30 protein-coding genes are annotated in these 26,458 nt (G+C 68.0%); 22 read left to right on the plus strand and 8 right to left on the minus strand.

Annotated elements, in window-relative coordinates; all coding sequences use genetic code 11:
- The first annotated feature begins 22 nt into the window (after window positions 1–22).
- Window positions 23–772 carry a deoxyribonuclease IV gene (locus SBI80_RS01435; RefSeq protein WP_318972602.1) on the plus strand — a complete coding sequence of 250 codons (750 nt, stop codon included), beginning with the start codon at window positions 23–25 and terminating at the stop codon, window positions 770–772.
- A 22-nt stretch (window positions 773–794) separates the two neighbouring features.
- Here the strand turns inward: SBI80_RS01435 and SBI80_RS01440 are convergent, their stop codons facing one another.
- Window positions 795–1,136 (minus strand): cupin domain-containing protein, encoded by a 342-nt coding sequence (locus tag SBI80_RS01440; protein ID WP_318972604.1) that lies wholly within the window; start codon window positions 1,134–1,136, stop codon window positions 795–797.
- A 74-nt stretch (window positions 1,137–1,210) separates the two neighbouring features.
- Between SBI80_RS01440 and SBI80_RS01445 the strand changes: the two genes are divergently transcribed.
- From SBI80_RS01445 to SBI80_RS01460, 4 genes are read left to right on the plus strand one after another with little or no spacing between them, the layout of a single operon-like run.
- On the plus strand, window positions 1,211–2,866 hold the full coding sequence (locus SBI80_RS01445) for an acyl-CoA dehydrogenase family protein (RefSeq protein WP_318972606.1): 1,656 nt from the start codon (window positions 1,211–1,213) through the stop codon (window positions 2,864–2,866).
- The gene (locus SBI80_RS01450) at window positions 2,863–3,801 is read left to right on the plus strand and encodes a crotonase/enoyl-CoA hydratase family protein (RefSeq protein ID WP_318972608.1); all 939 of its coding nucleotides are present in this window, start codon (window positions 2,863–2,865) and stop codon (window positions 3,799–3,801) included. The genes SBI80_RS01445 and SBI80_RS01450 overlap by 4 nt, the downstream gene beginning before the upstream one ends.
- 2 nt (window positions 3,802–3,803) lie before the next feature.
- Window positions 3,804–4,538, plus strand: a complete 735-nt coding sequence (locus SBI80_RS01455) for a PaaX family transcriptional regulator C-terminal domain-containing protein (protein WP_318972611.1) — start codon at window positions 3,804–3,806, stop codon at window positions 4,536–4,538.
- Entirely contained in the window at window positions 4,535–5,347 is an 813-nt protein-coding gene (locus SBI80_RS01460; protein WP_318972614.1) for a crotonase/enoyl-CoA hydratase family protein, read from the plus strand. Before SBI80_RS01455 ends, SBI80_RS01460 begins: the two co-directional genes overlap by 4 nt.
- Before the next feature lie 3 nt (window positions 5,348–5,350).
- Here SBI80_RS01460 and SBI80_RS01465 read toward each other — a convergent pair whose 3' ends face one another.
- The gene (locus tag SBI80_RS01465; protein WP_318972616.1) at window positions 5,351–5,749 is read right to left on the minus strand and encodes a DUF3060 domain-containing protein; all 399 of its coding nucleotides are present in this window, start codon (window positions 5,747–5,749) and stop codon (window positions 5,351–5,353) included.
- A gap of 2 nt (window positions 5,750–5,751) precedes the next feature.
- Window positions 5,752–6,114, minus strand: coding sequence for a DUF3060 domain-containing protein (locus SBI80_RS01470; RefSeq protein ID WP_413232649.1), 363 nt, complete (start codon window positions 6,112–6,114; stop codon window positions 5,752–5,754).
- Window positions 6,115–6,329: 215 nt separating this feature from the next.
- Here SBI80_RS01470 and SBI80_RS01475 point away from each other — a divergent pair, with 215 nt between their 5' ends.
- From SBI80_RS01475 to SBI80_RS01510, 8 genes are all read left to right on the plus strand, one after another.
- Window positions 6,330–6,938: a TetR/AcrR family transcriptional regulator gene (locus SBI80_RS01475; protein WP_318972620.1), complete on the plus strand. Its 609-nt coding sequence runs from the start codon at window positions 6,330–6,332 to the stop codon at window positions 6,936–6,938.
- Window positions 6,939–7,240: 302 nt separating this feature from the next.
- Window positions 7,241–7,615 (plus strand): 30S ribosomal protein S12, encoded by a 375-nt coding sequence (gene rpsL, locus SBI80_RS01480; protein ID WP_163733607.1) that lies wholly within the window; start codon window positions 7,241–7,243, stop codon window positions 7,613–7,615.
- Window positions 7,615–8,085, plus strand: a complete 471-nt coding sequence (gene rpsG / locus SBI80_RS01485; protein ID WP_056557334.1) for a 30S ribosomal protein S7 — start codon at window positions 7,615–7,617, stop codon at window positions 8,083–8,085. The genes rpsL and rpsG overlap by 1 nt, the downstream gene beginning before the upstream one ends.
- A 129-nt stretch (window positions 8,086–8,214) precedes the next feature.
- On the plus strand, window positions 8,215–10,266 hold the full coding sequence (gene fusA, locus SBI80_RS01490) for an elongation factor G (protein ID WP_318973634.1): 2,052 nt from the start codon (window positions 8,215–8,217) through the stop codon (window positions 10,264–10,266).
- Between the two features lie 91 nt (window positions 10,267–10,357).
- Window positions 10,358–11,548: an elongation factor Tu gene (gene tuf / locus SBI80_RS01495; protein WP_318972631.1), complete on the plus strand. Its 1,191-nt coding sequence runs from the start codon at window positions 10,358–10,360 to the stop codon at window positions 11,546–11,548.
- Window positions 11,549–11,757: 209 nt separating this feature from the next.
- Window positions 11,758–12,522 (plus strand): PP2C family protein-serine/threonine phosphatase, encoded by a 765-nt coding sequence (locus SBI80_RS01500; RefSeq protein WP_318972633.1) that lies wholly within the window; start codon window positions 11,758–11,760, stop codon window positions 12,520–12,522.
- 71 nt (window positions 12,523–12,593) lie between these two features.
- Entirely contained in the window at window positions 12,594–13,442 is an 849-nt protein-coding gene (locus SBI80_RS01505) for an SHOCT domain-containing protein (RefSeq protein WP_318972635.1), read from the plus strand.
- 94 nt (window positions 13,443–13,536) lie between these two features.
- Window positions 13,537–14,382, plus strand: a complete 846-nt coding sequence (locus tag SBI80_RS01510; RefSeq protein ID WP_318972637.1) for a mycofactocin-coupled SDR family oxidoreductase — start codon at window positions 13,537–13,539, stop codon at window positions 14,380–14,382.
- On the opposite strand, the gene SBI80_RS01515 is transcribed toward SBI80_RS01510, so the two are convergent.
- From SBI80_RS01515 to ddaH, 3 genes are read right to left on the minus strand one after another with little or no spacing between them, the layout of a single operon-like run.
- Window positions 14,379–14,579, minus strand: coding sequence for a universal stress protein (locus SBI80_RS01515; RefSeq protein WP_413232650.1), 201 nt, complete (start codon window positions 14,577–14,579; stop codon window positions 14,379–14,381). The two genes, SBI80_RS01510 and SBI80_RS01515, sit on opposite strands and share 4 nt — an antisense overlap.
- Window positions 14,566–15,822, minus strand: coding sequence for an ornithine--oxo-acid transaminase (gene rocD / locus SBI80_RS01520; protein WP_318973635.1), 1,257 nt, complete (start codon window positions 15,820–15,822; stop codon window positions 14,566–14,568). The genes SBI80_RS01515 and rocD overlap by 14 nt, the downstream gene beginning before the upstream one ends.
- A gap of 17 nt (window positions 15,823–15,839) precedes the next feature.
- Window positions 15,840–16,688, minus strand: a complete 849-nt coding sequence (gene ddaH, locus SBI80_RS01525) for a dimethylargininase (RefSeq protein WP_318972639.1) — start codon at window positions 16,686–16,688, stop codon at window positions 15,840–15,842.
- Between the two features lie 124 nt (window positions 16,689–16,812).
- On the opposite strand from ddaH, the gene SBI80_RS01530 reads away from it, so the two are divergent.
- Entirely contained in the window at window positions 16,813–17,259 is a 447-nt protein-coding gene (locus tag SBI80_RS01530) for an Rv2324 family transcriptional regulator (RefSeq protein ID WP_318972641.1), read from the plus strand.
- Window positions 17,260–17,304: 45 nt separating this feature from the next.
- Window positions 17,305–18,480, plus strand: a complete 1,176-nt coding sequence (locus SBI80_RS01535; RefSeq protein ID WP_318972643.1) for an NAD(P)/FAD-dependent oxidoreductase — start codon at window positions 17,305–17,307, stop codon at window positions 18,478–18,480.
- A gap of 114 nt (window positions 18,481–18,594) precedes the next feature.
- Here the strand turns inward: SBI80_RS01535 and mftR are convergent, their stop codons facing one another.
- Window positions 18,595–19,200 carry a mycofactocin system transcriptional regulator MftR gene (gene mftR / locus SBI80_RS01540; RefSeq protein ID WP_318972644.1) on the minus strand — a complete coding sequence of 202 codons (606 nt, stop codon included), beginning with the start codon at window positions 19,198–19,200 and terminating at the stop codon, window positions 18,595–18,597.
- Between the two features lie 91 nt (window positions 19,201–19,291).
- On the opposite strand from mftR, the gene mftA reads away from it, so the two are divergent.
- From mftA to mftG, 7 genes are all read left to right on the plus strand, one after another.
- Window positions 19,292–19,387, plus strand: coding sequence for a mycofactocin precursor MftA (gene mftA / locus SBI80_RS01545; protein ID WP_318972646.1), 96 nt, complete (start codon window positions 19,292–19,294; stop codon window positions 19,385–19,387).
- Window positions 19,372–19,692, plus strand: coding sequence for a mycofactocin biosynthesis chaperone MftB (gene mftB, locus SBI80_RS01550; RefSeq protein WP_413232609.1), 321 nt, complete (start codon window positions 19,372–19,374; stop codon window positions 19,690–19,692). The genes mftA and mftB overlap by 16 nt, the downstream gene beginning before the upstream one ends.
- Window positions 19,689–20,903 carry a mycofactocin radical SAM maturase gene (gene mftC, locus SBI80_RS01555; RefSeq protein ID WP_318972649.1) on the plus strand — a complete coding sequence of 405 codons (1,215 nt, stop codon included), beginning with the start codon at window positions 19,689–19,691 and terminating at the stop codon, window positions 20,901–20,903. The genes mftB and mftC overlap by 4 nt, the downstream gene beginning before the upstream one ends.
- Window positions 20,904–20,906: 3 nt before the next feature.
- Complete coding sequence (mftD, locus tag SBI80_RS01560; RefSeq protein WP_318972651.1) at window positions 20,907–22,109, plus strand: pre-mycofactocin synthase MftD; 1,203 nt, start codon at window positions 20,907–20,909, stop codon at window positions 22,107–22,109.
- Between the two features lie 126 nt (window positions 22,110–22,235).
- Entirely contained in the window at window positions 22,236–22,967 is a 732-nt protein-coding gene (gene mftE, locus SBI80_RS01565; RefSeq protein WP_318972653.1) for a mycofactocin biosynthesis peptidyl-dipeptidase MftE, read from the plus strand.
- Window positions 22,964–24,376 (plus strand): mycofactocin biosynthesis glycosyltransferase MftF, encoded by a 1,413-nt coding sequence (gene mftF, locus SBI80_RS01570; protein ID WP_318972655.1) that lies wholly within the window; start codon window positions 22,964–22,966, stop codon window positions 24,374–24,376. Before mftE ends, mftF begins: the two co-directional genes overlap by 4 nt.
- Window positions 24,377–24,384: 8 nt before the next feature.
- On the plus strand, window positions 24,385–25,812 hold the full coding sequence (gene mftG / locus SBI80_RS01575; RefSeq protein WP_318972657.1) for a mycofactocin dehydrogenase MftG: 1,428 nt from the start codon (window positions 24,385–24,387) through the stop codon (window positions 25,810–25,812).
- Here mftG and SBI80_RS01580 read toward each other — a convergent pair.
- Complete coding sequence (locus tag SBI80_RS01580) at window positions 25,787–26,452, minus strand: aspartate/glutamate racemase family protein (protein WP_318972659.1); 666 nt, start codon at window positions 26,450–26,452, stop codon at window positions 25,787–25,789. The two genes, mftG and SBI80_RS01580, sit on opposite strands and share 26 nt — an antisense overlap.
- Window positions 26,453–26,458 lie beyond the last annotated feature (6 nt).

Here is a 26,458-nt window from a genome sequence, read left to right on the forward strand (position 1 = left end):
GGGCCGTCACTAGACTGGCGGCGTGCTCATCGGTTCTCACGTCCACGACGACGATCCCCTGACGGCCGCCGCGGCCGAGGGGGCCGAGGTGGTGCAGTTCTTCCTCGGCAACCCGCAGAGCTGGAAGAAGCCCAAGCCGCGGGAGGACGCCGAGGTCCTGCGGGCCTCGACCGTGCCGATCTACGTGCATGCGCCGTACCTGATCAACGTCGCCTCGGCGAACAACCGGGTCCGCATCCCGTCCCGCAAGATCCTGCAGGACACGTGCGACGCCGCGGCGGACGTCGGCGCGACGGCCGTCATCGTGCACGGCGGCCACGCGGACGACGACGACATGGAGGCCGGCTTCGACCGCTGGGCCAAGGCGCTGGACTACCTGAACAGCGACGTCCCGGTCTACCTGGAGAACACGGCGGGCGGGGACCACGCCATGGCGCGGCACTTCGACACCATCGCCCGGCTGTGGGATCGCATCGGCGACAAGGGCATTGGCTTCTGCCTGGACACCTGCCACGCTTGGGCCGCCGGGGAGGCGTTGATCGACGCCGTCGAGCGCATCACGTCGATCACCGGCGGCATCGACCTCGTGCACTGCAACGACTCACGCGACGCGGCGGGCTCGGGCGCGGACCGGCACGCCAACTTCGGCACCGGCCAGATCGACCCGCAACTGCTGGTCGCGGTCGTCAAGGCCGCTGGCGCGCCCGTCATCTGCGAGACCTCCGACGACGGCCGCAAGGACGACATCGCCTTCCTGCGCGAGAACCTCTGACCCCGATCCTCGGGTGTAGTTCCTAGACCTGGGTCAGATAGACCTTCCGCAGCGTCTCGGTCACCGTCCACACCGTCTCGGCGCCGGCCGCAAGGCGGACCACGTCACCGGGCCCGATCTGCATGGTCGGGGTGCCGGTGGCGAACTCCACCGTGGCCGCGCCCGACAACACGACGAACACCTCGTCGGTCTCGACGTCGTTCATCACCCCGGGCGTCATCTCCCACACGCCGACCTCCAGGCCGCCGAACTCGGCCAGCGCGGTGGCTGCCGTGGTCGGGTCGTTGCGCACGGACTGTTCGGCGGGGACCGGCTGATGATCGAGATCGATCGTCGCGGCCTTGACGACGGAATTCGGCTTCATGCCTCGAGTATCGCGCGCCCGACACCCTGTTACGACTCTTGTGCGGTTGTCGGAGAAATGTAACAGTGGAGGGCATGGCCGATCGTTCTCTGCTTCCCGCCTCCGTCGACACGCACGTCGTCACCAATCAGGTCCCCCCGCTGGAGGACTACAACCCCGCGACCTCGCCGGTGCTCGCCGAAGCCCTGATTCGCGAGGGCGGCGAATGGGGAGTCGAGGAGGTCTTCGAACTCGGCGCGCTGTCCGGAAGCGCGCGAGCTCAGCGCTGGGGTGAGCTGGCCGACCGCAACCAGCCCGTGCTGCATACCCACGACCGCTACGGTCACCGCGTCGACGAGGTCGAATACGACCCCGCCTACCACGAACTGATGCGCACGGCGATCGCCCACGGGGTGCATGCCGCGCCGTGGGCCGACGACCGTCCCGGCGCCCACGTGGTGCGCGCCGCCAAGGAATCGGTGTGGACGCCGGAGCCCGGGCACGTCTGCCCGATCTCGATGACCTACGCCGTCGTGCCCGCGCTGCGGCACGCTCCGGAGCTGTCGGCCGTCTACGAGCCGCTCTTGACCAGCCGCAGCTACGACCCCGAGTTGAAGGTCCCGGCCACCAAGGCCGGCATCACCGCCGGGATGTCGATGACCGAGAAGCAGGGCGGCTCCGACGTCCGTGCCGGGACCACCGAGGCGGTGCCCAACGGCGACGGCACGTACAGCCTCACCGGACACAAGTGGTTCACGTCGGCGCCAATGTCGGACGTGTTCCTGGTGCTGGCCCAGGCGCCCAACGGGCTGAGCTGTTTCTTCCTGCCGCGGGTACTGCCCGACGGCACTCGCAACCGGATGTTCCTGCAGCGGCTCAAGGACAAGCTCGGCAACCACGCCAACGCCTCGAGCGAGGTCGAGTACCACGGGGCCACGGCGTGGCTGGTCGGCGAGGAGGGCCGCGGGGTCCCCACGATCATCGAGATGGTCAACCTCACCCGGTTGGACTGCACGCTGGGCAGCGCGACCAGCATGCGCACCGGTCTGACGCGGGCCATCCACCATGCACAGCACCGAAAGGCGTTCGGCGCGTACCTGATCGACCAGCCGCTGATGCGCAACGTGCTGGCCGACCTCGCCGTGGAGGCCGAGGCCGCGACGATGCTGGCGATGCGGATGGCCGGGGCCACCGATGCCGCGGTCCGCGGTGACGAACGGGAGACGCTGCTGCGACGCATCGGTCTGGCCGCCGGCAAGTACTGGGTGTGCAAGCGTGCGACGCCGCACGCGGCCGAGGCGATGGAGTGCCTTGGCGGCAACGGCTACGTCGAGGAATCGGGCATGCCCCGGCTGTACCGGGAAGCTCCGCTGATGGGCATCTGGGAGGGCTCGGGCAACGTCAGTGCCCTGGACACATTGCGCGCCATGGCGACTCGGCCGGAATGCATCGACGTGCTGTTCGACGAACTGTCCAGGACGTCCGGACACGACCCGCGCTTGGATGCGCACGTGAGCACCCTGCGCGGCGAGCTCGGCGACGTGGAGACGATTCAGTACCGCGCTCGCAAGGTCGCCGAGGACATTTCGCTGGCCCTACAGGGGTCGCTGCTGGTGCGGTTCGGCCACCCCGCGGTGGCGGAGGCCTTCCTGGCCAGCCGGCTTGGCGGTCAGTGGGGCGGCGCGTTCGGCACGCTGCCGACGGGTCTGGATCTGGGGCCGATCATCGAGCGTGCGCTGGTCAAGGGATGACCCACGCGATCAGGACGGTGGACTTCGAGAACTTGAAGACCATGACCTACGAGGTGACCGACCGCGTCGCCCGAATCACGTTCAACCGCCCCGAGAAGGGCAACGCGATCGTCGCCGACACCCCGCTCGAACTGTCCGCGTTGGTGGAGCGGGCCGACCTCGACCCGAACGTCCACGTCATCCTGGTGTCCGGCCGCGGTGCGGGTTTCTGCGCGGGCTTCGACCTGTCGGCCTACGCCGACCGCACCTCCTCGGCGGGCGGCACCGGGTCGTACAAGGACACCGTGCTGGACGGCAAGACCCAGGCGATCAACCATCGGCCCGATCAGCCGTGGGACCCGATGATCGACTACCAGATGATGAGCCGGTTCGTTCGCGGGTTCGCCAGCCTGATGCACGCCGACAAGCCAACGGTGGTCAAGATCCACGGGTACTGCGTGGCCGGTGGCACCGACATCGCCCTGCACGCCGACCAGGTGATCGCGGCGTCGGACGCCAAGATCGGCTACCCGCCGATGCGGGTGTGGGGAGTGCCCGCCGCTGGGCTGTGGGCGCACCGCCTCGGCGATCAGCGCGCCAAACGCCTGCTGTTCACCGGTGATTGCATCAGCGGCGCGCAAGCCGCCGAGTGGGGACTGGCCGTCGAGGCACCCGAACCCGGGGACCTCGACGAGCGCACCGAACGCCTCGTCGCCCGCATCGCGGCGATGCCGGTGAACCAGTTGATCATGGCGAAGCTGGCGCTCAACACCGCGCTCTACCAGCAGGGCATCGCCACCAGCCGGATGGTCAGCACCGTCTTCGACGGCGTCGCCAGGCACACCCCGGAGGGGCACGCCTTCGTCGCCCAGGCGACCGCGCACGGGTTCCGCGAGGCAGTACGCGGGCGGGACGAGCCGTTCGGTGACGCGGGCCGCGCGACGTCCGGAGTGTGACCGTGGCCAGGTCGCTGACCCGGTTGACTGCGCGGTCGGTGGTTTTGAGCGTGCTGCTCGGTGCCCATCCTGCGTGGGCATCGGCGGCCGAATTGATCAGGCTGACCGCCGATTTCGGCATCCGGGAACCCACGCTGCGAGTGGCTCTGACGCGGATGGTCGGCGCCGGTGACCTGGTGCGCTCCGCGGACGGCTACCGGCTGTCGGATCGCCTGCTCGCACGGCAACGCCGCCAGGACGACGCGCTGGACCCCAAACTGCGACGGTGGAACGGGACGTGGACCACGCTGGTGATCACCAGCGTCGGCATCGACGCCCGCACTCGAGCACACCTTCGAACGGCTTTGCACGCCAAGCGGTTCGCCGAGCTGCGCGAAGGAGTGTGGATGCGGCCCGCGAACCTGGACCTGGAGTTGACCGACGAGCTGCGCACGCGGTTGCGCGTGTTGCGCGCCCGCGACGACGACTCGGCGGGGCTGGTGAGGACGCTGTGGGATCTGCCCGAGTGGGCGCACACCGGCCGGCAATTGCTCGACGAGATGTCCGGTGCGGCCGACGTGCCGGCTCGGTTCGCCGCCGCCGCGGGCATGGTCCGGCACCTGCTCGCCGACCCGGTCCTGCCGCCGGAGCTGTTGCCAGCGGACTGGCCGGGCAGCGCACTGCGGCTGGCCTACCACGACTTCGCCGCCGAACTGGCGGCGCGACGCGAGGACACCGACGTGATGGAGACGAGATGACCGACCCGCAGGGCAGCAGCGCAGTGACCGGGGGAGCGGACCAGTACCCCGGTGGCGTGAGGGTGGAACGCAACGGGTCCGTGACGACGGTGATCATGGATCGGCCGCAGGCGCGCAACGCCGTCAACGGCCCTGCCGCCGCCGGCCTGTTCGCCGCGTTCGAGGAGTTCGACCGGGATGACTCCGCGGCGGTTGCGGTGCTCTGGGGTGACAACGGAACCTTCTGTGCCGGTGCCGATCTCAAGGCGTTGGGAACCCCCGACGCCAACCCCGTGCACCGCACCGGGCCGGGACCGATGGGCCCGTCGCGCATGCAGCTCTCCAAGCCCGTCATCGCCGCTGTCAGCGGCTACGCCGTCGCGGGCGGCCTGGAGCTGGCGCTGTGGTGCGATCTGCGCGTGGTCGAGGAGGACGCCGTCCTCGGGGTCTTCTGTCGCCGGTGGGGTGTGCCCCTGATCGACGGCGGGACGGTGCGGTTGCCGCGGCTCATCGGCCACAGCCGCGCCATGGACCTCATCCTGACCGGTCGCAGCGTCGACGCCGCCGAGGCGTTCGCGATCGGGCTGGCGAACCGCGTGGTGGCCCACGGGCAGGCCCGTGCCGCGGCCGAGGTGCTGGCCGCCGAGTTGGCCGCGCTGCCGCAGCAATGCCTGCGCGCCGATCGCGCCTCGGCGATCAATCAGTGGGGCATGTCGGAGCCCGACGCCATGGCCGTCGAATTCGGCAGCATGTCGCGGGTGGCGGCCGAATCACTGGCCGGGGCACGGCGTTTCGCCGACGGAGCGGGACGCCACGGGGCCAGCGCGTGAGGGTCAGCCCTTGCGGATCGCGTTGCCGGACCCGGTGTCGTTCACCTTGGGGTCACCCGCCGAGTAGGTGACGGTGTTGTTGAGCCCGACGACGCTGAGGCCGCCGTCGATCTCCTCGAAGGTGAGCTTGTTGTCGGCCCCGCCGATGTTGACGTTCGCGCACTTGCCCTTGATGGTCAGGGTGTTGTTGGAGCCGCCCACGGTCAGCGACTTCCCGTCGGCGCAGTCGATGGTGGCGGTCGTCCCGACCGATCCGTAGTTGATGGTGTTGGCGATCTCGACCTGCACCCCGGACGTGCCCGCCGTCATGGACGGCGACTCGGAGCCGGCACCGCAACCGGTGAGGCCGAGCGCGGCGGCGATGGCGAGCGGGACGAGGAGCCTGGGGAAGTCCGCGAACATGCCTAGGCTGGCACCCGATCGATGCGGTTGGTCATCCCCAGCTCACGGCCGCGGTCCAGCACCGCCGGCTCGCCATTGTGATAGAGCACGGTCTGGTCGAAGCCGTAGACGGTGATGTCGTTGACGACGTCGTCCACGACGACGATGTTCGACGACCCCTGCACCGAGACGCCCCAGCAGGTGCCGACCGCGGTGATGTTGTTGCCGGTGCCGACCACGATGAGGGCCGAGTCGTTGCAGTCCAGCGTCTGGTTGATGCCCTGACCGGTGATGTGGGTGTCACCGTTCTTCGCCTGTGCGGCCGGAACTCCCACGAACAGCGAGCCCGAAACGACGATGGCCCCCGCGATCAGCGAGGCCCCCAGCGTCTTGCAGCCCACGGTGTCTCCTTCACGTCGCATCCGCACGTCGTTGGGCAGACTCTACGTTGCCCGGACGTCCCCGGGGCGGCACTTCGCCGGATCGCCGGGGAGCTTGCCCAGCTCAGGCGTGACGCAGTGACCTGCCCGGCCCACCCGTCGCGGGTTAGAGTCATTCGCTGTCCTCCTTTCCGGACACCCAGGACCCGAAGGAATCACCCATGCCAGCTCGGTCGGATGCGCAGTCGGCGGGCCGACCGCGCAGCCCGGCCAAGGCGAGCAGGCTCAGCCGCGACGGGATCGTGAACGCCGCGTTGACCTTTCTGGATCGCGAGGGGTGGGACGCGCTGACCATCAACGCGTTGGCCAATCAGCTGGGCACCAAGGGCCCGTCGCTCTACAACCACGTCGACAGCCTTGAGGACCTGCGCCGCACCGTGCGCATGCGCGTGGTCGGCGACATCATCGGCATGCTGAACAACGTCGGGCAGGGCCGCACCCGCGACGACGCGGTGGTGGCCATGGCCAGCGCCTACCGCAGCTACGCCCACCACCACCCCGGCCGCTACTCGGCCTTCACCAGGATGCCGCTCGGCGGAGACGACCCGGAGTACACCGAAGCCACCCGGGCGGCCGCCGAGCCGGTGATCTCCGTGCTGGCGTCCTACGGGCTGGAGGGGGAGAGTGGGTTCTTCGCGGCGTTGGAGTTCTGGTCGGCGCTGCACGGGTTCGTCCTGCTGGAGATGACGGGCGTGATGGATGCCGTCGACACCGATGCGGTGTTCACCGACATGGTGTTGCGGTTGGCGGCCGGCATGGAGAGGCGCTGATCGCAACGACGAGTGCCCAGCTCAGGGGCGGCTCTGGCGCGCTTTGACCCGAGCCCCCGCGGACAGGTATTGTGGTCGATCGTGCCTGGCCGATAGGGCGCTTGGGGTTGTGATACCGCCAAGCAAGCCTGCACGCCGGGCCAATTCGCATGTCCACGACGCATCGACGAGATTCGGTGTGCGGGAGCGTGCGACACACCCGGCCGCGGGGTGACGCGGCAGGGCGTAACTGCAGTACACAGACTTGAGAACGACCGAAGTAACGCAGAGTAGTAACCAGAAGCATCACAGAAAGCCGGTACATGCCAACCATCAACCAGCTGGTCCGCAAGGGTCGCCGGGACAAGATCGCCAAGGTCAAGACCGCGGCCCTCAAGGGCAGCCCACAGCGCCGCGGCGTCTGCACCCGCGTCTACACGACCACCCCGAAGAAGCCGAACTCGGCACTTCGGAAGGTCGCGCGCGTGCGTCTGACCAGCGCGGTCGAGGTCACCGCCTACATCCCGGGTGAAGGCCACAACCTGCAGGAGCACTCCATGGTGCTGGTGCGCGGTGGTCGTGTGAAGGACCTCCCCGGTGTGCGTTACAAGATCATCCGCGGCTCGCTGGACACCCAGGGCGTCAAGAGCCGCAAGCAGGCCCGGAGCCGCTACGGCGCCAAGAAGGAGAAGAGCTAATGCCGCGCAAGGGCCCCGCACCCAAGCGGCCGCTGGTCAATGACCCGGTCTACGGTTCGCAGCTGGTCACCCAGCTGGTCAACAAAGTTCTGCTGGACGGGAAGAAATCCCTCGCAGAACGCATTGTCTATGGTGCGCTGGAGCAGGCCCGTGACAAGACCGGCACCGATCCGGTGGTCACCTTGAAGCGCGCCCTCGACAACGTGAAGCCCGCGCTCGAGGTCCGCAGCCGGCGCGTCGGCGGTGCCACCTACCAGGTGCCCGTCGAGGTCCGCCCGGAGCGCTCCACCACCCTCGCCCTGCGTTGGCTGGTGAGCTTCTCCAAGCAGCGTCGCGAGAAGACGATGGTCGAACGTCTGGCCAACGAACTGCTCGACGCGAGCAATGGCCTGGGTGCCGCCGTCAAGCGACGGGAAGACACCCACAAGATGGCCGAGGCGAACCGGGCCTTCGCACACTACCGCTGGTGATTTAGCACCTGTCGGCAGTGCTGCCGACAGGACGCATCAGAACACCTAACTAGCAAGCGAAAGAGTGGGAACTTAGCCGTGGCACAGGACGTGCTCACCGACCTCACGAAGGTCCGCAACATCGGCATCATGGCGCACATCGACGCCGGTAAGACGACGACGACCGAGCGCATCCTCTACTACACCGGTATCAGCTACAAGATCGGTGAAGTTCACGATGGCGCCGCCACGATGGACTGGATGGAGCAGGAGCAGGAGCGGGGTATCACCATTACCTCGGCCGCTACCACCTGCTTCTGGGACGGCAACCAGATCAACATCATCGACACCCCCGGACACGTCGACTTCACCGTCGAGGTGGAGCGGTCCCTGCGCGTGCTCGACGGCGCCGTTGCCGTCTTCGACGGCAAGGAAGGCGTCGAGCCGCAGTCCGAGCAGGTCTGGCGCCAGGCCGACAAGTACGACGTCCCGCGCATCTGCTTCGTCAACAAGATGGACAAGATCGGCGCCGACTTCTACTTCACCGTGCGCACGATCGAGGAGCGCCTCGGCGCCCGTGCGCTGCCCATCCAGTTGCCCATCGGTTCCGAGGGTGGCTTCGAGGGCGTCGTCGACCTGGTCGAGATGAAGGCCAAGGTCTGGAGCGGCGAGACCAAGCTCGGTGAGAAGTACGACGTCGTCGACATTCCCGCGGACCTGCAGGAGCTCGCCGACGAGTACCGCACCAAGCTGCTGGAGACCGTCGCCGAGTCGGACGAGGCGCTGCTGGAGAAGTACTTCGGCGGCGAGGAGCTCACGGTCGAGGAGATCAAGGGCGCCATCCGCAAGATGACGGTCAACTCCGAGATCTACCCGGTGCTGTGCGGCAGCGCGTTCAAGAACAAGGGCGTTCAGCCCATGCTCGACGCGGTCATCGACTACCTGCCGTCGCCCCTGGACGTGGAGTCGGTCAGTGGCCACGTCCCCGGCAAGGAGGACGAGATCCTCGTCCGCAGGCCTTCGACCGACGAGCCGTTCTCGGCGTTGGCGTTCAAGGTCGCCACGCACCCGTTCTTCGGCAAGCTGACCTACGTGCGCGTCTACTCGGGCACCGTGGAATCCGGCAGCCAGGTCATCAATGCGACCAAGGGCAAGAAGGAGCGGCTCGGCAAGCTGTTCCAGATGCACTCCAACAAGGAGAATCCGGTCGAGCGCGCGTCGGCGGGCCACATCTACGCCGTGATCGGTCTGAAGGACACCACCACCGGTGACACCCTGTCGGATCCGAATCAGCAGGTCGTGCTGGAGTCGATGACCTTCCCCGATCCCGTGATCGAGGTCGCCATCGAGCCCAAGACGAAGAGCGACCAGGAAAAGCTCTCGATCGCCATCCAGAAGCTCGCCGAAGAAGACCCGACGTTCAAGGTCCACCAGGATGCCGAGACCGGCCAGACCGTCATCGGCGGCATGGGCGAGCTCCACCTCGACATCCTCGTCGACCGCATGCGTCGCGAGTTCAAGGTCGAGGCCAACGTCGGCAAGCCGCAGGTCGCCTACAAGGAGACCATCAAGCGGGCCGTCGAGAAGGTCGAGTTCACGCACAAGAAGCAGACCGGTGGATCGGGTCAGTTCGCGAAGGTCCTCGTCAGCATCGAGCCGTTCGTCGGCGAAGATGGTGCGACCTACGAGTTCGAGAACAAGGTCACCGGTGGACGCATCCCCAGGGAGTACATCCCCTCGGTGGATGCTGGAGCCCAGGACGCCATGCAGTACGGCGTGCTCGCCGGCTATCCGCTGGTGAACCTGAAGCTGATCCTGCTCGACGGCGCCTACCACGACGTCGACTCGTCGGAGATGGCGTTCAAGATCGCTGGTTCTCAGGTGCTGAAGAAGGCTGCCGCGCAAGCACAGCCGGTCATCCTGGAGCCGGTCATGGCCGTCGAGGTCACCACTCCCGAGGATTACATGGGTGAGGTGATCGGCGACCTGAACTCCCGCCGTGGTCAGATTCAGGCCATGGAGGAGCGCAGCGGTGCGCGCGTCGTCAGGGCGCAGGTGCCACTGTCGGAGATGTTCGGCTACGTCGGCGACCTCCGGTCGAAGACTCAGGGCCGGGCGAACTACTCCATGGTGTTCGATTCCTACGCCGAAGTTCCGGCGAACGTGTCGAAGGAAATCATCGCAAAGGCAACGGGCCAGTAACGGTCTGTAGGCTGAGCAGTCGGCCAGCACAACTGAAAACCATCAATACCCTGCCTCATAGAGCAGCATCGAAGTCCAGGAGGACACACAAGTGGCGAAGGCGAAGTTCGAGCGGACGAAGCCGCACGTCAACATCGGGACCATCGGTCACGTTGACCACGGCAAGACCACGCTGACTGCAGCAATCACCAAGGTTCTGCACGACAAGTACCCCGATCTGAACGAATCGCGTGCATTCGACCAGATCGACAACGCTCCCGAAGAGCGTGAGCGCGGCATCACGATCAACATCTCGCACGTCGAGTACCAGACGGAGAAGCGCCACTACGCGCACGTCGACGCACCCGGCCACGCGGACTACATCAAGAACATGATCACCGGTGCGGCGCAGATGGACGGCGCGATCTTGGTCGTGGCCGCCACCGACGGCCCCATGCCGCAGACGAAGGAGCACGTGCTGCTCGCTCGTCAGGTCGGTGTGCCCTACATCCTGGTCGCGCTGAACAAGGCCGACATGGTCGACGACGAGGAACTCCTCGAGCTCGTCGAGATGGAGGTCCGCGAACTGCTGGCCGCCCAGGAGTTCGACGAGGAAGCCCCCGTCGTCAAGGTCTCCGCTCTCAAGGCGCTCGAGGGTGACCCGCAGTGGGTCAAGTCCGTCGAGGACCTCATGGAGGCCGTCGACGAGTCGATCCCGGACCCGGTCCGCGAAACCGACAAGCCCTTCCTCATGCCCGTCGAGGACGTGTTCACGATCACCGGTCGTGGCACCGTCGTGACCGGTCGTGTGGAGCGCGGCGTGATCAATGTGAACGAGGAAGTCGAGATCGTCGGCATCAAGCCGACCGTCACGAAGACCACCGTCACGGGCGTCGAGATGTTCCGCAAGCTGCTGGACCAGGGCCAGGCGGGCGACAACGTCGGCCTCCTGATCCGTGGCGTCAAGCGTGAAGAGGTGGAGCGCGGCCAGGTCGTCGTGAAGCCCGGCACCACCACGCCGCACACCGAGTTCGAGGGCTCCGTCTACATCCTGAGCAAGGAAGAGGGCGGCCGTCACAAGCCGTTCCTCTCGAACTACCGTCCGCAGTTCTACTTCCGCACGACGGACGTGACCGGCGTCGTGACGCTGCCCGAGGGCACCGACATCGTGATGCCCGGTGACAACGTCGACATCTCGGTCAAGCTGATCCAGCCCGTCGCCATGGACGAGGGTCTGCGGTTCGCGATCCGCGAAGGCGGCAAGACCGTCGGCGCCGGCCGTGTCACCAAGATCATCAAGTAGGAATTGATCTGACCTAGCTAGTCACGAAGCGGCGCTCACCCGAAAGGGTGGGCGTCGCTTTCGTTTTCGAAGTGCTCATCGCGAGTACCGGCCGGGACGTCGGCGGCGACGCGGCACGACCCCGACGGCAATCCGAACGTCGGCTGTCCACGGCCGTCTACGATGAGCGTGCTGAGCAGCGCGATCGGAGAGGGTGGTGCGGTTTGTCCGTGATCAACGTGCGAGCGTTCACCGACGTCGGGTTGGTGCGCAAGCGCAACGAGGACGCCATCCTCGTCGCCGGGTGGCTCAGCCAGACGCGCGAGGGCTCGCTCGTCTCAATGGATTTCGCGCCGACCATCCCCTTCGTGTGCGCCGTCGCCGACGGCATGGGCGGTCACGTCGGAGGTGACCTGGCGAGCCGGGTGGCACTGACGTACATCGCCGAGCGCTCGCTCGACTGGCGCACCGACGAGGACATCGCGGCGACCCTGATCGAGACCAACGACCAGGTGCGCGCCATCGGGGTCGACGCCGACCTGCAGGGGCTCGGCACGACGATCGGCGGCATCTGCATGATCGAGGACGCGATCGTCGTGTTCAACGTCGGTGACAGCCCGGTCTTCTCGATCACCGACGGCGTCCTGACCCAGATCTCGATCGATGATTCGGTATTCGACGCCAACGGCAGACCGACGAACATCATCACTCAGTCGCTGGGGCAGTCGGTTCCGGTACAGCCGCACCTGACCGCGCTCCCGCTGGAGGCCGGCACCTACCTCATGTGCTCGGACGGCGTCAGCGGGGTGATGACCCCCGAAGAGCTCGCGGAGGCGATCCGGCAGCCCGACCTCGACGAGCTGGCTGCCGAGATCATCTCGACCACCCGAACCAATGGTGCCCACGACAACTTCTCGTTCATCCTCGTCGAAATCCCCGAGCCATCGTCGCTGGACACCGCGACCTTCGCGCAGCGAGCCACGGAAGCGCGCTGAACCCGACTCCGACATCGGCCAGTGGGGCTAGTCTGACGTGCGAAGCGGCCCGCCTGACGAGGAGCGTGACGATGTTGGGGCGATACGTGAAGGCACAGCTGATGGTTTTGCTGTGTGGTGGCCTGGTTGGACCCATCTTCCTCGGCGTGTACTTCGCCATCGGCGAGCCGGGCATCCTGAAGTGGATGTTCTGGACCGGTCTGCTCGTCACCGCGGCCGACGTCCTCGTCGCGATAGCGCTGGCGAACTTCGGCGCCAAGTCCGACGCCAAGACCAAGATGCTCGAAGCCAACGGCGTGCTGGCCCTGGCCCAGGTCACCAGCATCGGTGAGACCGGGACGCGGATCAACGACCAACCGCTGGTGACCATCGGGCTGCACATCGAGGGGCCGGGCATTCGGCCGTTCGACGTCCAGGACCGGGTGATCGCCTCGGTGACGCGGCTGCCGTTGATCACCGGCCGCAAGCTGGCCGTGCTCGTCGACCCCGCGACCAACGACTACCAGATCGATTGGAACCGAAGCGCATTGGTGGGTGGGATGGTGCCCGCCCAGTTCACGCTCGCCGAGGATGGCAACCGGACCTACGACCTGTCTGGTCAGGCGGGGCCGTTGATGGAGATCATGCAGATCCTCAAGGCCAACGGCGTGCCGATGAACGGGACCATCGACATCCGGTCCAACCCCGTGGTGCGCCAGCAGGTGATGAACGTGGTGCGCCGCGCCGCCGCGCAGCAGGTTCCTCCCGCGGCGCACATGTCGGCCGCGCCGGCCGATCCGGTGGCGGCCTACGTGCCACCGCCGGCGTCCGAGCCGTCCACCGCGCAGCGCCTGCAGGAGCTGGAGACCCTGCGAGCCATGGGCACGATCACCGACGCCGAGTACGCCACCAAGCGGCAGCAGATCATCTCCGAGCTCTGACGCCAGCTTTCTAGAACACGTTCCAGTTCGGCTGCTAGCCTTGGCGCGGGCACAGCACGAACGCTGGCGCACGAGGTCGGCGAAAGGACGGTCGATGGCCGGAACGCTCGAGGGTCGGGTGGCATTCGTCACGGGTGCCGCGCGAGGGCAGGGCAGGGCACACGCGGTGCGGCTGGCCGCGGAGGGCGCCGACGTCGTTGCGATCGACGTCTGCGCACCGGTGTCCGACACGATCACCTATCCGGCGCCGACCCCCGACGACCTGGCCGAGACGGCGCGGCTGGTGGAGGGCACCGGCCGCAAGGTGCTCGCCCGCGAGGTCGACGTCCGCGATCTCGCCGCCCTGCAGCAGGTCGTCGCCGACGCCGTCGAACAGTTCGGCCGGCTCGACGTGGTGGTGGCCAACGCCGGCGTGCTCAGCTGGGGCCGCATGTTCGAGATGTCAGAAGAGCAGTGGGACAGCGTCATCGACGTCAACCTCAACGGGACGTGGCGGACGCTTCGCGCCACCGTGCCGGCGATGATCGAGGCCGGCAACGGCGGGTCGGTCATCGTCGTGAGCTCGTCGGCCGGGCTCAAGGCCACCCCGGGCAACAGCCACTACGCGGCCTCCAAGCATGGCCTCGTCGGCATCACGAACTCCCTGGCGCTGGAGGCGGGCGAGTTCGGCATCCGGGTGAACTCCATCCACCCGTACTCGGTCGATACGCCGATGGTCGAGCCGGAGGCGATGATGGAGATCTTCGCCAAGTACCCCAGCTACATTCACAGCTTCTCGCCGATGCCGTTCCAGCCGGTCAACCACGACGGCAAGAAGGGGTTGAAGGAGTTCATGACGCCCGACGAGGTGTCCGACGTCGTGGTCTGGCTCGCCGGCGATGGGTCGGCGACCATCTCTGGCTCCCAGATCGCCGTCGACCGCGGCACCATGAAGTACTAGTTCGGCAGTATCAGAACCAGAACGGGGCTGTGCCGCACGATCTTCGCGCCCTCGGACCCGAGGAACACCCGCGCGATCGCACCCTGCGGTGAGATGCCCAGTGCGAGCAGTTCGCCGTCGAGCCACTCGGCGTATTGGGCGTGCTCGGCGGCGGTGCCGTCAACTCTGCTCCCGTGCGGATCGTCAGATCGTTGCAGGGCGTGTTCGTGCCTCGGCCAGGACGGCGGCGAACTGGTCGACGGCCCAGTCGATCTCCTCCTCCTCGATCACCAGCGGCGGGGCCAGCCGCAAGGTCGAACCGTGGGTGTCCTTGACGAGAACACCGCGTGCGGCCAACCGCAAGCTGATCTGCTTTCCGGTGCCGACGCGCGGGTCGATGTCGACACCCGCCCACAACCCCCTGCCGCGGACGGCGAGCACGCCGTCACCGATCAAGGAGTTCAGGCGGGCGTGCAGCCGCTCGCCGAGTTCGGTTGAGCGCGACTGAAATTCGCCACGCTGCAGCATCGCCACGACCGTGGAGCCGATCGCGGCGGCAAGCGGGTTGCCGCCGAAGGTCGAGCCGTGCTCACCGGGATGCAGGACGCCGAGCACGTCGCGGTCGGCCACCACCGCCGACAGCGGGACGACGCCGCCGCCGAGCGCCTTGCCCAGCAGATAGAGGTCGGGGACGACGCCCCAGTGGTCGCAGGCGAACGTGCGCCCGGTGCGGGCCAGGCCGGCCTGGATCTCGTCGGCGATCATCAGCACGTTGCGCTCGGTGCACAGCGCCCTGACCCGCGGCAGGTACTGCTCGGGCGGGACGACGATGCCGGCCTCACCCTGGATCGGTTCGAGCAGGACGGCGACGGTGTTCTCGTCGATCGCGGCGGCCAGCGCCTCGGCCCGCGGATCGTCGGGACCGAACGGCACCGTGCGGAAGCCCGGCGTGTAAGGGCCGAAGCCGCGGCGGGCGGTCTCGTCGTCGGAGAAGCTGATGATCGTGGTGGTACGGCCATGGAAGTTGTTGCGCGCCACGATGATGTTGGATTGGTCGACCGGCACACCCTTGACGTCGGTGCCCCATTTGCGTGCGATCTTGATGCCACTCTCGACGGCCTCGGCGCCGCTGTTCATCGGCAGCACCATGTCCTTGCCGCATAGCTTGGCCAGTGCGGCGCAGAACGGGCCGAGTCGATCGGAGTGGAAGGCCCGGCTGACGAGCGTGACGGCGTCGAGCTGGGCGTGTGCGGTGGCGGTGATCTCGGGGTTGCGGTGCCCGAAGTTGACCGCCGAGTACGCGGCGAGGCAGTCGAGATAGCGGCGCCCCTCGACGTCGGTGATCCACGCTCCCTCGGCACTCGCCGCGACGACGGGCAGCGGCGAGTAGTTGTGCGCGACGTACCGTTCGTCGATGGCGATGGCGATCGCGGCATCCGTCAGAGCCCTCTGGTCGGTCATGGTGGAATCCAGGATGGTCACGAGTACACCTCCAGCGTGCAGCATTTGACGGATCCGCCGCCCTTGAACAACTCGGACAGGTCGATCCCGACGGGCTCGAATCCGATGGCGGCGACCTGCTCGGCCAACGTCGTGGCGGCGGCGGGCAGTAGCACGTGCCGACCATCGGACACGACGTTGCAGCCCAGCACGTAGGCGTCGGCCGAGCTCACCTCGACGGCGTCGGGGTATAGCCGCTGCAGCTGGGCACGCGACTCGTCGCTGAACGCCGGCGGGTAGTAGGCGACGGTGGTGTCGTCGAGCACCGCCAGGGCGGTGTCGAGGTGGTAGAACCGCGGGTCGATCAGTTCCAGGCTGGTGACGGGCCGCCCCGTGAGCTGGGCGATCTCGTCGTGGGCGCGGCGGTCGGTGCGAAACCCGTGGCCCGCCAGGATCATCGAGCCGACCACCAGCAGATCGCCCTGGCCCTCGTTGACGTGGTGGGTGAACCGCGGCTCGAACCCGCGGTCGCTCATCCACTCGGCGTACGCGGCGGCCTCGCCGGCTCGCTGCGGGAACGCGAATCGGGCGACGACGGCCGTGCCGTCGACGACGAGGCCACCGTTGGCGGCGTAGACCATGTCCGGCAGACCCGCGACGGGGTCGACCAGCTCGACGGTGTGCCCCAGGTCGCGATAGGTCGACAGCAGCGTCTCCCATTGGCGGACGGCCAGTTCGGTGTCGACGGGCGTGGAGGTGTCCATCCACGGGTTGATGGCATAGGAGACGGTGAAGAACGTCGGTGCGGTCATGGCGTATCGGCGCAGGCGCGGAGTGCGGACCGACGGAGCGCGCAGTGCGGTGTTGGCGACCTCTGAAATCGTCATGGGAGAAACGATATGGGTGCCATCTGGCGCAATCAATCGCCGCCTGTTGCGTGTCGGGATATGTTTCGTTGTGCCATACGTACCATTGCGGCGATTCATTGCGCAGCGACGAGAGGGAAGCCAGATGGACCGGCTCGACCAGACCGACGAACTCATTCTCGGCGAGTTGGCCAACCACGCGCGGGCTACCTACGCCGAGATCGGGCAGCGGGTGAACCTGTCCGCGCCGGCGGTGAAGCGACGCGTGGACCGCATGCTCGACGACGGTGTCATCCGCGGTTTCACCACGGTGGTCGACCGCAACGCCCTCGGGTGGAACACCGAGGCCTACGTGCAGGTCTTCTGCCACGGCACGATTGCCCCGGCCGAGCTGCGGGAGGCCTGGGTCGGCATCCCCGAGGTGGTCAGCGCGGCCACCGTCACCGGCACCGCCGACGCCATCCTGCACGTGCTCGCGCGGGACATGCGCCATCTCGAGGAGGCCCTCGAGCGCATCCGGGCCAGCGCCGACATCGAACGCAGCGAGAGCATCGTGGTGCTGTCGAACATCATCGAGCGGGCCCGCGCCTGACGGGTGGCACACGCCACGTGCTGCGCGTCGTGTAGAACAGCCCACGTGACTACTAGTCGGGGCATCGTCATCGTCGGTGGTGGACTGGCCGCAGCGCGGACGGCCGAGCAGCTGCGCCGCGCCGAGTACGCCGGCCCGCTCGTGATCGTCAGCGAAGAGGCCCACCTGCCCTACGACCGGCCGCCGCTGTCGAAGGAGGTGCTGCGCGCCGAGACCGACGACGTCGTCCTCAAGCCCGCCGAGTTCTACGCCGAGAAGGACATCACCGTGCGCCTCGGCTCGGCGGCGACGAGCCTGGACGCCGAGGCGCAGACCGTGACGCTGGCCAATGGTGACGTGATCGGATACGACGAGCTGGTGATCGCGACGGGCTTGGTGCCCAAGCGAATCCCGTCGTTCCCCGACCTCGAGGGCGTCCGCGTGCTGCGGACCTTCGACGAGAGCCTGGCGCTGCGCGCGCATGCCGGAGCGGCCAAGCGGGCCGTCGTGATCGGCGCGGGCTTCATCGGCTGCGAGGTCGCCGCGAGCCTGCGCACGCTGGGCGTGGACGTCGTCCTCGTCGAGCCGCAGCCGACGCCACTGGCCTCGGTGCTGGGGGAGGAGATCGGCGCACTGGTGGCCCGCCTGCATCGCGACGAGGGTGTCGACGTGCGATGCGGCACTGGTGTCAGCGCCATCGAGGGCAGCGGCCACGTCGAGAAGGTCCTGCTGACCGACGGCACCGAGCTGGCGGCCGACATCGTCGTCGTGGGCATCGGGTCCCGGCCGTCCACCGACTGGCTGCAGGGCAGCGGCGTGGAGGTCGACGATGGCGTGGTCTGTGACGCCGCAGGCCGCACCAGCGCGCCGCGCGTGTGGGCGATCGGTGACGTGGCCTCCTGGCGCGACGCGTCGGGACATCAAGTGCGGGTAGAGCATTGGAGCAACGTCGCCGAGCAGGCTCGCGTGATCGTGCCGGCGATGCTCGGTACCGAACCGTCTGCCAACGTGGTGGTGCCCTACTTCTGGAGTGACCAGTACGACGTCAAGATCCAGTGCTTGGGTGAGCCGGAGGCCGACGACACCGTACACCTCGTCGAGGACGACGGACGCAAGTTCCTGGCCTACTACGAGCGCGACGGCGTGGTCGTCGGCGTCGTCGGCGGCGGCATGCCCGGCAAGGTCATGAAGACCCGCAGCAAGATCGCAGCAGGCGCCCCGATCGCCGACGTCCTCGGCTAGCTCGCGGTCCAGCGGTTCGTCAGTGCTGGCCGAGATGGAAGCGCACCTCCTGGTCGCGGATGCACGACGCCGTCGTCGCCGCCGGGGCCCGAACTCCGACGCCCGATCCGCAATTCATCTCTCGTCGAGTGCCGCGATGCCGGCGCTCACGGTGTCGAAGGCCTCCCCGAGCGCGGTCTGCAGGGACACCGATTCGTCGGCCAGCCAGTTCTCGTAAGCCGACAGCGCGACGCCCAACATCGTCCACGCCGTGGTCTGGGGGATCAGGTCGGCGGGTTCGAGCCCCAGCCGGTTGGCGACGAAGTTCGCGACGACGGCACGCCATCCCGCGTACATGGTCATCGAATGTGCCTGCAGGGCTGCGGTCTCGAGGATGACGCGCATGCGCTGACGGTGATGCGCCGTCTCGGCCTCGTCGAAACTGTTGAACGCCAACAGCGCCGAGCGCAGCGCCACGCTGATCGGGGCACCGATCGGTTCGGCCAGGAGCAGGTCGCGCATGAGGTCGAGGTGGGCGTCGAAGTCACCCCACGGGATGGCGTTCTTGGATGGGTAGTAGCGAAACAGCGTGCGCCGGGCGATGCCCGCGGCGCGCGCCACGTCGTCGACGCTGACGTCGTCGAAGCCGCGTTCGGCGAAGAGGTCGAGCGCCACGCTGGTGATGTGGTCCTGGGTGGTCGACCGCCGTCTACCTACCCGATAGGCGGGTTCTCGGTTCATCGATCGTCACCCCCTTCCGTTACGGCACTCGATGCCATATTCTTGCGACCTGCATCACACTCGCGCAAGACCCGACCCGAAAGGCGAATCCATGGAGCCGACCCAGCAGGCCGAGGCCGAAACCCAGCTCGTCACCGAGAGCCTCGTCGAAGAGGTCTCGATCGACGGCATGTGCGGGGTCTACTGATCGTGGCCGCGGCACCCGCCTCGGACGTCCGTACGTTCGACCCCGACGCCCGCTGGCGGGTGCACCACCAGGTCGCCGTGCGGCCCGAGCCGTTCGGCGCGCTGCTGTATCACTTTGGTACGCGCAAACTCTCGTTCCTGAAGAACACGAAGATCGTCGAGGTGGTCAAGTCGCTCGACGCCCACCCCGACGCCAGGTCCGCCCTGCGCGCGGCTGGTATCGACGACGCCTCGGCGGCGCCCTATCTGCACGCGCTCGGCGTGCTGGTCTCATCCAACATGCTGGTCCGCGAGGAGCCCAAATGACCGCAGTACAGCAGCCCGTTCCCCGGCTGGTCGAGCAGTTCGAGCACGGTCTGGACGCACCCATCTGCCTGACCTGGGAGCTGACCTACGCCTGCAACCTGGCCTGCGTGCACTGCCTGTCCTCGTCGGGCAGGCGCGATCCCCGTGAGCTGACCACCGAGCAGTGCAAGGCCATCATCGACGAGCTGCAGCGCATGCAGGTCTTCTACGTCAACATCGGCGGTGGCGAGCCGACCGTGCGATCGGACTTCTGGGAGCTGGTGGACTACGCCACCGCACACCAGGTCGGGGTGAAGTTCTCGACCAACGGCGTCCGGATCACCGAGGCCGTGGCGGCCAAGCTGGCCGCCAGCGACTACGTCGACGTGCAGATCTCGCTGGATGGCGCCACGGCCGAGGTCAACGACGCGGTGCGCGGTCCCGGATCCTTCGCGATGGCGGTCAAGGCGCTGGAGAACCTCAAGGACGCGGGCTTTCGGGACGCCAAGATCTCCGTCGTGGTGACCCGCCACAACGTCGACCAGCTCGACGAATTCAAGGCGCTGGCAGACCATTACGGTGCGACGCTGCGGATCACCCGGTTGCGCCCGTCGGGCCGTGGCGCCGACGTGTGGGACGAGCTGCACCCGACGCCGGCCCAGCAGGTCCGGCTGTACGACTGGCTGGTGGCCCGCGGTGAGGGCGTGCTGACCGGAGACTCGTTCTTCCACCTGTCCGGGCTCGGCGCGCCGGGGGCGCTGGCCGGACTCAACCTGTGCGGAGCCGGCCGGGTGGTGTGCCTGATCGACCCGGTCGGCGACGTCTACGCCTGCCCGTTCGCCATCCATGATCGCTTCTTGGCGGGGAACATCCTCTCCGACAGTGGATTTCAGAACGTCTGGCAGAACTCGAAGCTGTTCCGCGAGCTCCGTGAGCCCCAGTCGGCTGGTGCGTGCGCCAGTTGCGATCACTACGACGGTTGCCGCGGCGGCTGCATGGCGGCCAAGTTCTTCACCGGGTTGCCGATGGACGGCCCCGACCCGGAATGCGTCCAGGGCTACGGCGAACCCGCGCTTGCCCGCGAACGCGAGAAGCCCAAGTCCAGCGTCGACCACTCCCGCAACGGAGGGCGCGATCTTCCCCGTCGCTCCGCTGGTTCCAACCAGGGTCCCATCCCGCTGAAGTTGCTCACCCGTCCACCCCAGAAGTTCTGCAACGAAAGTCCCGTATAGATCATGGCTCGCGACATCTGGTTCGAAACGGTCGCCATCGCTCAGCAACGCGCCAAGAAGCGCTTGCCGAAGTCCGTCTACAGCGCGCTCATCGCCGCCAGTGAACGCGGCATCACGGTGACCGACAACGTCGACGCGTTCGGGGAACTCGGCTTCGCGCCGCACGTCATCGGCGCGCTCGACAAGCGCGATCTCGCCACCACCGTTATGGGGCAGGAGATCTCGCTGCCGGTGATCATCTCGCCGACCGGTGTTCAGGCGGTGCATCCCGACGGGGAGGTCGCCGTCGCTCGGGCCGCCGCGGCTCGCGGCACCGCGATGGGGCTCTCGTCGTTCGCGAGCAAGCCCATCGAGGACGTCATCGCCGCCAACCCCAAGCTCTTCTTCCAGGTCTACTGGCTGGGCGGGCGCGACGACATCGCCGCGCGGGTGGAGCGGGCCCGCGCCGCGGGTGCGGTCGGCATCATCGTCACCACCGACTGGACGTTCAGTCACGGCCGGGACTGGGGCAGCCCGAAGATCCCCGAGGAGATGGATCTCAAGACCATCGTCAAGATGATGCCCGAGGGTCTGACCCGGCCCCGCTGGTTGCTGCAATGGGGCAGGACGTTGCGCCCGCCGAACCTGCGCGTCCCGAACCAGGGTGCCGTCGGCGAGGACGGGCCGCCGTTCTTCCACGCCTACGGGCAGTGGATGGGCACGCCGCCGCCGACGTGGGAGGACATCGCCTGGCTCGCCGAGCTGTGGGGCGGGCCGCTGATGCTCAAGGGCATCATGCGGGTCGACGATGCCAAACGCGCGGTGGATGCTGGTGTTTCGGCGATCTCGGTGTCCAATCACGGTGGCAACAATCTCGACGGCACGCCGGCCTCGATCCGGGCGTTGCCCGTCATCGCCGAAGCCGTCGGCGACCAGGTCGAGGTGCTGCTCGACGGCGGTATCCGCCGCGGCAGCGACGTGGTCAAGGCGCTGGCGCTCGGCGCCCGCGCGGTGATGATCGGCCGCGCCTACCTGTGGGGCCTGGCCGCGGAGGGTCAGCCCGGTGTCGAGAACGTCCTGGACATCATGCGCGGCGGCATCGACTCGGCGCTCATGGGCATGGGCAAGGCCTCGGTGCACGACCTGGTGGCCGACGACATCCTGGTGCCCGACGGTTTCACCAGGGCCCTCGGCCTGCCCTCGTTGGGTAGCGCGGACGCGACCTAGCCGGTCGCCCGGTGGTCCCGGTGGGGCGGGCGGTGCTGGCGTGGCGGGCGTGATGCCACGATCGCCCGGAGATGAGACGTGGCCGAATCAGCCGCTGCGCAAACGCGAACAATCGGCGCACACCAGGTGAATTCGGCCTACGATCGGCGGGTGGTCTTCCCCAGCGAGCTTGGGAACTCAACGGCGAGACAGCTCCGCGATGTGTCCCCAGCGTTGATCATCCCGTTAGGTTCCACCGAGCAGCATGGGCCGCACCTGCCGGTGGACACCGACACCCGGATCGCGTCCGCGGTCGCCAGGGGGATTGCTGGGCGAATCCCTGGTAACTGGATGCTCGCGCCGGCCATCGCCTACGGCGCCAGCGGGGAGCACGGGGGATTCCCCGGGACGGTCTCGATCGGCACCGAGGTGCTGCAGCTTCTGCTGGTCGAGTACGGCCGGTCGGCATGTGACTGGGCTTGCAGGTTGGTCTTCGTCAACGGTCACGGAGGCAACGTCGCCGCGGTTGCCAGCGCCGTCGCGCTGCTGCGCAGTGAGGGCCGGGACGTCGCGTGGTGCGCCTGCAGTGTGGCGGGTGCCGATGCCCACGCCGGACACACCGAAACGTCTGTATTGCTACATATTTCGCCGGATGCGGTGGACACGGATCGCTGGGTCGTCGGCGACCAGACGCCGTTGCGCGAGCTGATGCCCCGGTTGCGTGAGGGTGGGGTCGCGGCGGTCAGCCCGGTCGGCGTGCTCGGCAACCCCACCACCGCCTCCGCCACCGACGGGTCGCGTATCTTTGCTGAGATGGTCGACGACTGCGCCCGCCGCGTGATGGCGTGGACCCCTGGCGCCGGGGGGTTGCTGCAGTGACGGGACCGCGATTGCCCGATGGCTTCGCCGTCCAGGTGGACAGAAGAGTCAGGGTGCTGGGAGAGGGGGCGGCGCTGCTCGGAGGCTCACCGACCCGTCTGCTTCGCCTGGCCCCAGCCGCCCAGACCATGCTCAACAGCGGGCGCCTCGAGGTGCACGACGCCCAGAGCGCCCAGTTGGCGCGGACGCTGCTCGACGCGACCGTCGCCCACCCGCGGCCGGCCAGTGGTCCATCGCACCGCGACGTCACCGTGGTGATACCCGTGCGGAACAACGCGATTGGCCTGGACCGTCTGGTCCGGTCGTTGCGCGGCATGCAGGTGGTGGTGGTCGACGACGGTTCGACGCAACCGGTCGAGATCGGTGACTTCGCCGGCATGCACTGTGACATCCGGGTGCTGCGTCACGAGACCAGCAAGGGGCCCGCCGCCGCGCGCAACACGGGGCTGGCGGCATGCGAGACCGACTTCGTCGCCTTCCTCGACTCCGACGTGGTGCCCCGCCGCGGTTGGCTGGAGGCGCTGCTCGGGCACTTCTGCGACCCCGCCGTCGCGCTGGTGGCGCCGCGCATCGTCGGACTGCACGAACCGCACAATCTGGTGGCGCGCTACGAAGCGGTGCGCTCGTCGCTGGATCTCGGCCTGCGCGAGGCTCCCGTCGTGCCCTACGGCACCGTGTCCTACGTACCCAGCGCCGCCATCATCTGCCGCCGGTCGACGCTGAACGAACTCGGCGGCTTCGACGAGTCCTTGGTCTCCGGGGAGGACGTCGACCTGTGCTGGCGCCTCATCGAGGCCGAAGCCCGGCTGCGGTACGAGCCGATCGCGCTGGTGGGTCACGATCACCGGACACAGTTGGGGGACTGGTTCGCTCGCAAGGCCTTCTATGGTTCGTCGGCTGCACCGCTGGCCGTCCGGCACCCCGGCAAGACCGCGCCCCTGGTGCTCTCCGGCTGGACCCTGATGGTGTGGCTGCTGCTGGCGATGGGTTCCGGCGTCGGCTACCTCGCCTCCACGATCGTCGCAGCCATCACCGGCCGCAAGATCGCCAAGGTGCTAGGCACGGTGGATACCGGGCCCAAGCAGGTGGCAGCCGTCGCGGCGCAGGGGCTCTGGTCGGCCGCGCTGCAGCTGGCCTCGGCGATCTGCCGGCACTACTGGCCGGTGGCGCTGGTCGCTGCCGTCTGTTTTCGGCGGTGCCGGCAGGTGGTCCTGGTGGCTGCCGTCGTCGACGGGGTGGTCGACTGGGTCACCCGCAACGGCAACGTCGACGACGACGCCAAGCGGGTGGGGCTGTTCGCGTACGTCGTACTCAAGCGGCTCGACGACATCGCCTATGGGCTCGGCTTGTGGTCAGGCGTGGTGCGGGAACGCCACCTCGGTGCGTTGAAGCCGCAGATCCGAACCTGAAGACCGCCTTGGGTTCTGACGTCCTGATCGTCGGCGCTGGCAGCGCCGGCTGTGTCCTGGCCGAGAGACTCACCCGCGACGCGGCGTGTCGCGTGACGATCGTCGATGCGGGACCGGGTGTCGCCGACCCGGCCGTCGGCGCGCAGATCGGCAACGGGTTACTGCTACCGATCGGAGCGGCGAGCTCGGTGGTCCGGCGCTATCGGACGACGCTCACCGAACGTCCCCGACGCAGCGCGTCGATCATGCGAGGCGAGGTGGTTGGGGGATCGGGAGCGGTCAACGGTGGCTACTTCTGTCGTGGGTTGCCCACCGACTTCGACGCCTGGGGCCTGCCCGGTTGGACGTGGGACGACGTGCTGCCACACTTCCGCGACATCGAGACCGATCTCGACTTCGGTGGCCCGCTGCACGGTGACGTCGGGCCGATGAGGATTCGCCGCGTCACCGAATTCGACGAGGGGGCAGCAGCTTTCATCGATGCCGCGACCGGCCGAGGATACGGCTGGGTCGACGACCTGAACGGCGAGGCGGCCGGCCGGCCCGGCGTCGGGCCCGTTCCGCTGAACATCGACGGGACGCGGCGGGTTGGCCCGGGTCAGGCATTCCTGGGGCGCGCCGCGGACCGACCGAACCTCACCGTGGTGGAACGGACCCGGGTGCGTCGCATCCATGTCGCCAACGGTTCGGCGGTCGGCGTCGACGTCGTCGGTCCCGGCGGCCCCGCGCGATTGACGGCGGACCGCATCGTGCTCTCGGCGGGTGCCATCGGCTCGGCCCATCTGCTCATGCTGTCCGGGATCGGCCCGGCCGGGCAGCTATCCGCGGTGGGGGTGGCCGTGGTGGCGGACTTGCCGGTGGGCACCCGCAGCATCGACCACCCCGAGTTGGTCCTGCCCGTCGACTGGCCGGCGGGCCAGGGCAGGCCGCCGTTGGAGGCCCTGCTCACCACCGACCGTATGTTGGAGATTCGTTGTTATACAACGGGATTCAATGCCATGGTGGGGGCGCCCTTCGACCCGTCCGACCGGCCGCACCTGGGCGTGACGCTGATGCGGCCGCACTCACGTGGCCGGGTCGCCCTCGCCTCGGCCGACCCTGCAGTGCCGCCGGTGATCGAACATCGCTACGACAGTGTGCCCCGCGACGTCGAGGCGCTGACCGAGGGCGCCGAGCTGGCCCACGACCTGGCCGGGTCCGGCTATCACGCCAGGGAGTCGTACTGGTCGACGTCCCAACATCTGTGCAGCACGGTGCCGATGGGACCCGAGGGCGACGCGCCGCTGGACGAGAGATGCCGGGTGCGTGGCGTCGACCGGCTATGGGTCGTCGACGGGTCGATCCTGCCCGACATCACCAGCCGTGGACCGCACGCCACGATCGTGATGATCGGCCATCGCGCCGCCGAGTTCATCGCTCGGGACGCCGCATCCTGACGAGCGCCTCGGCGAGCAGGGTCGCGGCGACGACGCCGTCGACGACCGGTACTCCGAGGCGTCGTTCGAGTGCACCGGCGAACGGGGCCATGGCAGCACAACCAAGGACGATCGCGCGGCTGCCGTCCTGGGCCAGCGCCTTCTCGCAGAGGTCGCCGATGGGTTCGATGGTGTTCGGGTCGGAGTCGATGCGCAGCACGGGGATGTCGGAGGCGTACACGCCGAGACACTGGCTCGGCGTATAGGTCTTCGCCAGCGACCACGCCGTCGGCACCGTGGCCGACATCGACGTCACGACCGAGAAGCTGCCGGCCGCCAGCGCCGCGGCGTGCATCGCCGCCTGCGCGATCCCCAGCACCGGCACAGCGACGGCGGCCCGCACCCGTTCCAGACCGGGATCCCCGAAGCAGGCGATGACGTACGCGTCGGGCGGCTCGGCGGCGGCCGACTCTCGCTGGATCTCACCGAGAAGCCCTGGTATGCAACGTTCTTCGTCCAGATCGCTCTCGATGCTGGCGGGTCCGTCGACGGGGTTCACGGCGACGATCTCGGTGTCGGGCGCGGCCACCGCCCGGGCACTCGCCCCGATCGCGGCGGTCATCGACGCGGTGGTGTTCGGGTTGACGATCAGTAGGCGCACCTAGTC

This window comes from Mycolicibacterium sichuanense (genome assembly GCF_033741125.1).
Taxonomy (GTDB): domain Bacteria; phylum Actinomycetota; class Actinomycetes; order Mycobacteriales; family Mycobacteriaceae; genus Mycobacterium.

What these genes read in the sequence shown, in the direction of transcription:
- mftC (WP_318972649.1), top strand. Translation starts at nt 19,689, where the DNA reads ATGACCGCAGTACAGCAGCCCGTTCCCCGGCTGGTCGAGCAGTTCGAG.
- SBI80_RS01465 (WP_318972616.1), bottom strand. Translation starts at nt 5,749, where the DNA reads ATGTTCGCGGACTTCCCCAGGCTCCTCGTCCCGCTCGCCATCGCCGCC.
- rpsG (WP_056557334.1), top strand. Translation starts at nt 7,615, where the DNA reads ATGCCGCGCAAGGGCCCCGCACCCAAGCGGCCGCTGGTCAATGACCCG.
- SBI80_RS01505 (WP_318972635.1), top strand. Translation starts at nt 12,594, where the DNA reads ATGTTGGGGCGATACGTGAAGGCACAGCTGATGGTTTTGCTGTGTGGT.
- mftR (WP_318972644.1), bottom strand. Translation starts at nt 19,200, where the DNA reads ATGAACCGAGAACCCGCCTATCGGGTAGGTAGACGGCGGTCGACCACC.
- SBI80_RS01445 (WP_318972606.1), top strand. Translation starts at nt 1,211, where the DNA reads ATGGCCGATCGTTCTCTGCTTCCCGCCTCCGTCGACACGCACGTCGTC.
- SBI80_RS01440 (WP_318972604.1), bottom strand. Translation starts at nt 1,136, where the DNA reads ATGAAGCCGAATTCCGTCGTCAAGGCCGCGACGATCGATCTCGATCAT.
- SBI80_RS01510 (WP_318972637.1), top strand. Translation starts at nt 13,537, where the DNA reads ATGGCCGGAACGCTCGAGGGTCGGGTGGCATTCGTCACGGGTGCCGCG.
- fusA (WP_318973634.1), top strand. Translation starts at nt 8,215, where the DNA reads ATGGCGCACATCGACGCCGGTAAGACGACGACGACCGAGCGCATCCTC.
- mftA (WP_318972646.1), top strand. Translation starts at nt 19,292, where the DNA reads ATGGAGCCGACCCAGCAGGCCGAGGCCGAAACCCAGCTCGTCACCGAG.
- rpsL (WP_163733607.1), top strand. Translation starts at nt 7,241, where the DNA reads ATGCCAACCATCAACCAGCTGGTCCGCAAGGGTCGCCGGGACAAGATC.
- SBI80_RS01450 (WP_318972608.1), top strand. Translation starts at nt 2,863, where the DNA reads ATGACCCACGCGATCAGGACGGTGGACTTCGAGAACTTGAAGACCATG.
- SBI80_RS01530 (WP_318972641.1), top strand. Translation starts at nt 16,813, where the DNA reads ATGGACCGGCTCGACCAGACCGACGAACTCATTCTCGGCGAGTTGGCC.
- SBI80_RS01475 (WP_318972620.1), top strand. Translation starts at nt 6,330, where the DNA reads ATGCCAGCTCGGTCGGATGCGCAGTCGGCGGGCCGACCGCGCAGCCCG.
- rocD (WP_318973635.1), bottom strand. Translation starts at nt 15,822, where the DNA reads ATGACCGACCAGAGGGCTCTGACGGATGCCGCGATCGCCATCGCCATC.
- mftD (WP_318972651.1), top strand. Translation starts at nt 20,907, where the DNA reads ATGGCTCGCGACATCTGGTTCGAAACGGTCGCCATCGCTCAGCAACGC.
- ddaH (WP_318972639.1), bottom strand. Translation starts at nt 16,688, where the DNA reads ATGACGATTTCAGAGGTCGCCAACACCGCACTGCGCGCTCCGTCGGTC.
- SBI80_RS01460 (WP_318972614.1), top strand. Translation starts at nt 4,535, where the DNA reads ATGACCGACCCGCAGGGCAGCAGCGCAGTGACCGGGGGAGCGGACCAG.